Source organism: Pseudoalteromonas sp. Angola-4 (assembly GCF_028599265.1).
Taxonomy (GTDB): domain Bacteria; phylum Pseudomonadota; class Gammaproteobacteria; order Enterobacterales; family Alteromonadaceae; genus Pseudoalteromonas; species Pseudoalteromonas atlantica.
This window is the reverse complement of record NZ_JAQREK010000018.1, coordinates 89,916-98,120: the sequence shown is the minus strand read 5'-3', so window position 1 is coordinate 98,120 and position 8,205 is coordinate 89,916. Positions and strand designations below refer to the sequence as shown.

Sequence of the window (8,205 nt, the reverse complement as noted above, 5' to 3'; positions counted from 1 at the left end):
AGTTTCAATTGAGACTCTAAATTTGTTTGCCTCACTTAGTAAACTAAGCTTGGCTGTTAGAACTCAATCTGTACGAGTGCCCACACAGATGATTGCTTTATATTGTTAAAGAACGTTGCGATTAAAGTGTTAAACTTTATCTCGCTAGGGCTGCGCATCTTACGCTTTCCTATTTTTTTGTCAACACTTAATTTTGTTAAACTTGAAAGTTTTTTAAAACTAAGTTTTACTCAACTCACTGAGTAGCTCGTGCCTCGCTATGCGTTGCGCTCTGCCGTCTCAGTGGGGTCGCATTATAGGGAGATCCGAAAACAGATCAACCCTTTTTTGAAGAAAACTTGAAATAAATGACTGTTCGCGTGAAATTGAAGCAAAGTGGTTACTTTAAACACTAAAAAGGCCCTTACGGGCCTTTTATATTAGTTTACGATGAGTTTCCAACCGAGTTTACTTTGCAATTTAGACTCTTGTTGTAGCTCACTAGCCATAAGAGGGTGTTCTTTTAACCAGTTATTGGCAAACTTTAAGTCTAAGGTGTCTTTTTCTACAGATAACTCTATTTTAGGAAGTACGTCGTCTTGTCGGCGCATCGATAATATTACGGCAATTCTTAATAACCTAACTAAGTATTGGGTAAGTGTGCTATGTGCACCAAGAACGTCGAAGCTGCCTTTTTGAATATCGGAGCGATGCGCATTGGCAACAGCTGCAATCACTTTATGCTCAGATTGTGAAAAACCTGGCATATCGGTGTTTTCTATAATGTAGGCTGTGTGCTTGTGATATTGCTTGTACTCTATTAATAAACCAATTTCGTGTAGTTGTGCTGCGGCTTTTAAAAGCGGCAACGCATTTTCACTAACAAGCGGCCAGCTTTCACCTACTTGTTCTGCCAGTTGAATAACTAAGCTCGATACACGATTAGCTTGCTTTTGATCAACATGGTAACGGTCCATAAACCCATCAACGGTGCGTTTACGAATGTCGTTGTTATGAAGCTCGGGCACCATACTGTAAAGCACACCTTCGCGAAGTGCACCGCCAGCTAATCCCATTTTTTCAATTTCAAGCGATTCAAATAGCGCAATTAAGATTGCAAGACCAGATACAAAAACTAATCTGCGCTCTTCGCTTAGACCAGGTAAGTCTAGTGCAGCGATAGTGCTAAACGTTATTGATTGCTCTTTTATTTTATTTAGCTTTTCTAGGGTGAGTAGTTCATCTAAGTGTTGCGCAACCATTATTTCTTGAATCGCTTGCACTGTGCCAGAAGCACCCGATGCAATTTGCCAACCTGCTTGTTTATACTCAGGGGCAATTTCATCAATGACTTCGTGGGCAGCTTTGATAGCAGCGTTAAAGTTTGCTTCACTTAATTGGCAATCTTTAAAATAGCGCTCTAAATAAGTAACGCACCCCATATTTAAGCTTTTATAGTGCAGTGCCTCAAAACCCTTACCTATAACGACTTCGGTACTTGCACCACCAATATCAATAACTAGCTGCTTGCCAGTGCATGATGAAGTGTGTGCTACGCCTTTATAAATAGTGCGTGCTTCTAGCTCACCACTTATTACATTAATAGTATGGCCTAAGATTTTTTCGGCTTGTGCTTTGAAAACATCGGCATTCGTCGCAAGACGTAATGTGGCCGTTGCTACTATGGTTATATTTTGTTTTGGAATGTCTTGTAGGCGCTCAGCAAAAAGTGCAAGGCACTCCCAGCCTCGCTGCATTGCCTCAGTGCTTAATACGTTATCTTTATCAAGCCCTGCGGCTAATCTTACTTTGCGTTTAACGCGGCCTATAGTTTGTAGGCCGCCAGCAATTGATTTAGCAATTAGCATATGAAAGCTATTTGAGCCTAAATCAATGACTGCATACACATTTTTTTGCGGTTTAAATTGCCCCACCGTTCAAAAACCTCTAGTTACTACTACGTACAGTAACGGCCGAGTTACGACCGTCCTTTTTGGTAACTATTATTTGGGCGACGTCCGTTATTATTACTACGATTACGTGGGCCTGTAGAATAGTTGCGCTTTCTTTGAATAGTAGGCTTTGTTAAATCATCTAGCAATGCGGTTTTATCATAATGTGATAAAGGAATGCTGTGCTCTATATACTCTTCTATTTCATGCAGGTTATAAGCGTACTGCTCACATGCAAAGCTAATTGCATGACCTGATGCGCCCGCACGACCTGTACGGCCTATACGGTGAACGTAATCTTCACAATCATCTGGCAGGTCAAAGTTAAATACATGACTTACCTCAGGGATATGTAGCCCACGTGCTGCCACATCGGTTGCCACTAAAAAGTCTAATTCGCCTTTGGTGAATTGCGCTAATATAGATTGGCGTTTTTTCTGGTTTACATCGCCAGTGAGCATACCTACTCGGTGGCCATCGGCTTTTAACCAGGCATACACTGTTTCACAGCTGTGCTTCGTATTGGCAAACACAATGGCTTTGTCTGGCCATTCTTCCTCAATTAAAGTTAATAGCAGCTTAATTTTATCTTCTTGAGAAGGATGAAATAGCTCTTCTTTAATTCGCTTACCTGTTTTAACGTCTGGCTCGATTTGAACGTGCTCAGGGTTGGTCATATGTTCAAAGGCAAGTTCTTGCACGCGATAAGAAAGCGTGGCAGAAAATAATAGATTTAATCTATCTGCTGTATCTGGCATACGGCGGAACATGTAACGAATGTCTTTTATAAAGCCTAAATCGAACATACGATCGGCTTCATCAAGCACAACTACCTCAATTTCATTAAGGGTGTAACAGCCTTGCTTGTACAAATCGATTAGGCGACCTGTAGTACCAATTAAAATATCAACGCCTTTTTCTAATTGTGCACGTTGTTTTTCGTAATCTTCGCCACCATATACTAAACCTAAGTTAAGATTACAGTGCGGCGCTAAAATTTTAGCATCTTTGTGTATCTGAATCGCAAGCTCCCGAGTCGGGGCCATGATCAGGGCTCTTGGATGTTTACTAGGTGCTTTGCTAGATTGTAATAACCGATGGCACGTGGCAGTTAAAAACGCCAACGTTTTGCCCGTACCTGTTTGTGCTTGGCCCGCGATATCGCGTCCGTCACAAATAAAAGGTAGGCATTTTGCTTGAATGGGTGTGCAATATTCAAACCCACTTTCGGTTAAACCGGCAACCACTTCCGGTGCGATAGCAAAGTCTGAAAACTTTTTATCGGTCAAATGTGTCTTAGTCATAGCGTTTAAGCATAACGTTTAAACTTGCAATAAGAAACAAGAGTGTTTAAATACGCACTAAATATTTCGCCTAACTAAATCGGAGAGCGCAATGAGCGAGAAAATAATCCAAATTACTGACGATAGCTTTGAAGCTGACGTATTACAATCAGACAAGCCTGTACTAGTAGATTTTTGGGCTGAGTGGTGCGGACCTTGTAAAATGATCGCCCCTATCCTTAATGAAGTAGCTGATGAATACGAAAGCCGTGTAACAGTTGCTAAATTAAACATCGACCAAAACGCGGGTACACCGCCTAAATTTGGTATTCGTGGTATTCCTACTCTGCTTCTTTTTAAAGACGGCCAAGTAGCTGCAACGAAAGTTGGTGCGCTTTCTAAAACTCAACTTATTGAGTTCTTAGAAAACAATATCTAAGTAAAAATTAAAAAAAAGGGCGTTTTTGCCCTTTTTTTGTGTTTATTTTGTATAAAGACTGGACGCTATGCCAGTGAACTGCTAGTTTATAAAGCCAACTAATCCTTAGTTATATTCAACAAACCTCACTCAACTATCAAAGCGATTTTGAGTATGACAATTGTAATAAAGAACCCACCAATATGCATTTACGCGAATTAAAAGACAAGTCTATAAAAGAACTTGTAAACTTAGCTGAGTCCATGGGGCTCGAAAACGTAGCCCGCTTAAGAAAGCAAGATATCATTTTTGCCATTCTTAAAGCACACGCCAAAGGCGGAGAGAACATCTTCGGTGGCGGTGTACTAGAGATTTTACAAGATGGCTTTGGTTTTTTAAGATCATCAGAAGCATCTTACTTAGCTGGCCCAGATGATATTTATGTATCTCCAAGCCAAATTCGCCGTTTCAGCATGCGTACTGGCGATTCTATTTCAGGGCTTATTCGTCCACCTAAAGATGGCGAACGCTACTTTGCTTTATTAAAAGTAAATGAAGTTAACTTCGATAAACCTGAAAACTCTCGCACTAAAATTCTTTTTGAAAACCTTACCCCACTACATGCAAACGAACGTTTTCGTATGGAACGCGGTAACGGCAGTAAAGAAGACATTACCGCTCGTGTACTTGATTTAGCATCTCCAATTGGCCGTGGCCAACGTGGTTTGTTAGTAGCACCGCCTAAAGCGGGTAAAACAATGCTACTGCAAAACATTGCACAATCAATTACTCACAATCACCCAGATGTTACATTAATGGTTTTACTTATTGATGAGCGTCCGGAGGAAGTAACCGAGATGCAACGCCTCGTTAAAGGTGAAGTTATTGCATCAACGTTTGATGAGCCAGCTTCTCGCCACGTACAAGTTGCAGAAATGGTTATTGAAAAAGCAAAACGTTTAGTTGAGCACAAAAAAGATGTGGTTATCTTGCTTGATTCAATCACCCGTTTAGCGCGTGCTTACAACACCGTTATTCCTTCATCAGGTAAAGTACTTACCGGTGGTGTTGATGCTAACGCACTGCACAAGCCTAAGCGCTTCTTTGGTGCTGCACGTAATGTTGAAGAAGGCGGTAGCTTAACAATTATAGCTACAGCACTTATCGACACGGGCTCTAAAATGGATGAAGTTATCTACGAAGAGTTTAAAGGTACCGGTAACATGGAACTACACTTAAATCGTAAGATTGCTGAAAAGCGTGTATTCCCTGCCATCGACTTTAATCGCTCTGGTACGCGTCGTGAAGAACTACTTACTAAGCCAGATGAGCTACAAAAGCTGTGGATTTTACGTAAGATTGTTCATGAAATGTCAGAAATTGATGCAATGGAATTTTTAATTGATAAGCTTTCTATGAGCAAAACGAACGATGAATTCTTCGATTCAATGAAACGCCAATAAGCGCGTTTTCGTTATATAAAAAAAGCGCCTAGGGCGCTTTTTTTATGTTTAAACGACTAATACCAATCGGCTTAGATATTTAGCCTATCTAGCATGCTAAATAAAGCGTTAATGGCGTTATAAATTTCTTATGTAGAACAACTAGGTGTCAAAACTTATGCCTTATGACCACTCTATTTATCTGTCGCTATAAATGTCTAATAACCTAACACGATTGGTATCATTAACTCTCGTTATATTTTTTAAGTACACGCTGTAATTGATCTACAAGCTTTTGAATGTGTTCTTTACTTTGGCTTTGTTTATTGAGTAAAGCCATATCGAGATTTTTAGCAGCTTTGGCAATATCGTCTAACGCAAACATTTGCGCAGCGCCTAAAATACGATGGCTGTCTTTTTGTAGTGCCTCTAGGTCATTACTATTATGGTGCTGACTTATGGTTTCGCTTTCAAACGTGAAGCTTTGCTTAAAACTTGTTACTAAGTCGCTCATGTCTATCTTAGCTGTATAGGCTGCCTCTTGTTTTGCTTCACCTAAATGCTGGGCAAGGGTGTTATAAAACGCGTTTTTATCTAATGGCTTACCTAAATACCCTGTAAACCCTAGCGCAAGATAATCATCAACTTCATGGCTCATTGCATTGGCCGTTAGGGCAAAAATAGGCGCTTGAAAACCGCACTGTTGCAACAACGAAAACGCAGCACGCCCGTCCATAATAGGCATTTGTATATCAAGCAGCACGAGGTCTGGGTATATTTGTAGGCACTTCTCAACCGCTTGCTCGCCATTTTCTACCGCAATAACTTCAAGCCCCATAGAACGTAAATAACGACTTATGAGTCTGCGATTATCAGGATGATCCTCAGCCAGTACTACGCGCCCGGTTAACTGCTTAACCTGTTCAGCGGCGCTTACATGTTCGTACTCATCTGGCTCTTTTTCAACTTCTATACAGGGTAAAAACAGCGAAAACTGACTTCCGCGCTTAAACTCACTTTGTACGCTAATGTAGCCGCCCATCATAGAGGCTAGCTGTTGAGACAAACTAAGCCCTAACCCGGTGCCACCAAAGCGGCGACTAATACTGTTATCGGCTTGGCTAAAACATTCAAATATTTGTTTTAGCTGTGATGAATTCATGCCAATACCGGTGTCTTTCACTATAAAAACAAGCCCTTGCTCGGTTTTGTTTAAAGACACAACTACCTGCCCCGCCTGCGTAAACTTAACAGCATTAGCACATAAATTAATGAGTATTTGCTTCACCCGCATTAAATCGAGCTTGGTATAAAACGCATTGCCTACATGGTTATCAAAACGAATTTGTAAATGCTTCGCCTTAGCCTGCGTAATAAACATGGCATGTACATCGCTAACTAGCTGCACTATGTCAAAGCACGAAATATTAAGCTCTAATCTGTTTGCTTCTATTTTACTTAAATCGAGTACGTCATTAATTAAACTTTTTAAGTGATCGCTATGTCGTTGAATTATTTTTAATTCATCTTGTAGGTTTTCAGGCTCGTACAAACCATTAATTAAATCATCTGTTTGGCCTAAAATAGCGGTGAGCGGGGTTCTAATTTCATGGCTAATATTTGCCAAAAACTGGCTTTTAACATCATTTGCTTCTCGCAACTCTTGGGCAATAGCTTGTAGCTCTGCTGTACGCTGCGCAACTTGTTCTTTTAATAACTGCTTGGCACGCTTTTCAGCGCCCCGACGATAAAGCGCGGTGCCCGTTACAATTACTAAAAATAATAAAACAAAAATAAAAACCGTAAGCTGCGAACGTTGGCTCATTTTTAACTTTTGTACTTTTCGTTCTTGCTTCAGCTTTTGAATTTCTTGATTTAACTGAGTAGCTTTAAATTGATTTTGCAGTACAGCTAAAGCGCTGGTAATTGTTTCGCTATTTATACCGCGCTGCTCTGCTACAAACTTTTCGTGCAGAGTTAATGCCTCAGCGTAGTTGCCTTTGCTTGCCTCTAGGAGCGAACGCGTACCAAAAGCATCGCGCTTTATACGCACACTATTATATTGTGTGGCCAAATCGGTTGCTTTATCTAAGCTTTTTTGCGAATCAGCAAGCTCGCCTCTCACAAATTGTATTTTAGCCAGTGCATGTAAGGCGTTAAGCTCTAAGCTGTGATTAGCAATTTTAAGGGCATTTTGCACCCCCAATTTAGCTTGCTCGTAGGCAACATCCACGTTATTAAGAATTAAATTGATGTTTGCTAAATTAGTATATTGGGTAGATAACTTATTATAATCATTGGTAGAAATATAATAGCGCAGTGCCATTTGGTAATAATGCAGCGCTAAATCAAATTGCGAACTTTCGTAGTAAGCAACCCCTAAATTATTGTTAACTTGCGCTATGCCGCTGGTATCAGCTAATTTTTGATAAACTTTAAGTACTTCTTTATAAAATAAAATGGCGCTTTCGTAACGCGATAACCTTATGTACACCCCTGCTATATTTAGCAAAATATCAGCTTGGTCTTGAGCACTGCCCTTTTTCTCATAAATCTCTTTTGCTTTTAAATAATATTCGAGCGTTAGCTCCATATTATTCATTTCGAAGTACGCTAAACCAATATTACTTAGCAGGTTTGCAAGCTCTACTTGCTTATTGTTTTTTTCAACAATCACCATGGCGCGGCTATATTCAACAATAGCTTGCTGAAAATATCCCTGAAAATAAAACACAACGCCTTGCATTTTAATGGCTCTAAAGTGCATATCTGGTAGATAGTTTAAGGAAGTGTGCTGTTCTAATTTTTTAAAATACAGCAGGGCATTTTCAAAATCATCTGAGGAGAAGGCTAAATCGGCAAGTTCAGAATACACACTGACCTTTTGGGATTCTGTGATATTTTTTGCTTCAAGCAGCGCATTACCGAGCGTGAGTTTTACGTCCCACTGCTGCTCTTTTTTAAATTCATCAAATAAAGATACACTATTTTGAGCAAAGCTTGGCAGTATGAACACACAACATAAAACAAATAAAAGGCACTTCAATTTGCCTTGCATAATATTATTCCTTCAAACTTTAGCTTTAGTCAGTGTAATCTTTATTGAAGATACACAACAAAACGAGTGCAAA

5 protein-coding genes are annotated in these 8,205 nt (G+C 40.0%); 2 read left to right on the top strand and 3 right to left on the bottom strand.

All coding sequences use genetic code 11. From position 1 onward, the window contains the following. Positions 1-419: 419 nt before the first annotated feature. Both gppA and rhlB read right to left on the bottom strand, forming a co-directional pair. Complete coding sequence (gene gppA, locus PSH48_RS17550) at positions 420-1,913, bottom strand: guanosine-5'-triphosphate,3'-diphosphate diphosphatase (protein ID WP_096040975.1); 1,494 nt, start codon at positions 1,911-1,913, stop codon at positions 420-422. 44 nt (positions 1,914-1,957) lie between these two features. Then, the gene (gene rhlB / locus PSH48_RS17545) at positions 1,958-3,235 is read right to left on the bottom strand and encodes an ATP-dependent RNA helicase RhlB (protein WP_054983731.1); all 1,278 of its coding nucleotides are present in this window, start codon (positions 3,233-3,235) and stop codon (positions 1,958-1,960) included. A 91-nt stretch (positions 3,236-3,326) separates the two neighbouring features. On the opposite strand from rhlB, the gene trxA reads away from it, so the two are divergent. Both trxA and rho read left to right on the top strand, forming a co-directional pair. Further along, positions 3,327-3,653, top strand: coding sequence for a thioredoxin TrxA (trxA, locus tag PSH48_RS17540; protein WP_004588957.1), 327 nt, complete (start codon positions 3,327-3,329; stop codon positions 3,651-3,653). 182 nt (positions 3,654-3,835) lie between these two features. Then, positions 3,836-5,095, top strand: coding sequence for a transcription termination factor Rho (rho, locus tag PSH48_RS17535; protein WP_004588958.1), 1,260 nt, complete (start codon positions 3,836-3,838; stop codon positions 5,093-5,095). Between the two features lie 223 nt (positions 5,096-5,318). Here rho and PSH48_RS17530 read toward each other — a convergent pair whose 3' ends face one another. Continuing rightward, a complete protein-coding gene (locus PSH48_RS17530; RefSeq protein WP_273611973.1) occupies positions 5,319-8,132 on the bottom strand; it encodes a tetratricopeptide repeat-containing hybrid sensor histidine kinase/response regulator in 2,814 nt (937 codons plus the stop codon). Positions 8,133-8,205: the final 73 nt, after the last annotated feature.

What these genes read in the sequence shown, in the direction of transcription:
- rhlB (WP_054983731.1), bottom strand. Translation starts at nt 3,235, where the DNA reads ATGACTAAGACACATTTGACCGATAAAAAGTTTTCAGACTTTGCTATC.
- trxA (WP_004588957.1), top strand. Translation starts at nt 3,327, where the DNA reads ATGAGCGAGAAAATAATCCAAATTACTGACGATAGCTTTGAAGCTGAC.
- rho (WP_004588958.1), top strand. Translation starts at nt 3,836, where the DNA reads ATGCATTTACGCGAATTAAAAGACAAGTCTATAAAAGAACTTGTAAAC.
- PSH48_RS17530 (WP_273611973.1), bottom strand. Translation starts at nt 8,132, where the DNA reads ATGCAAGGCAAATTGAAGTGCCTTTTATTTGTTTTATGTTGTGTGTTC.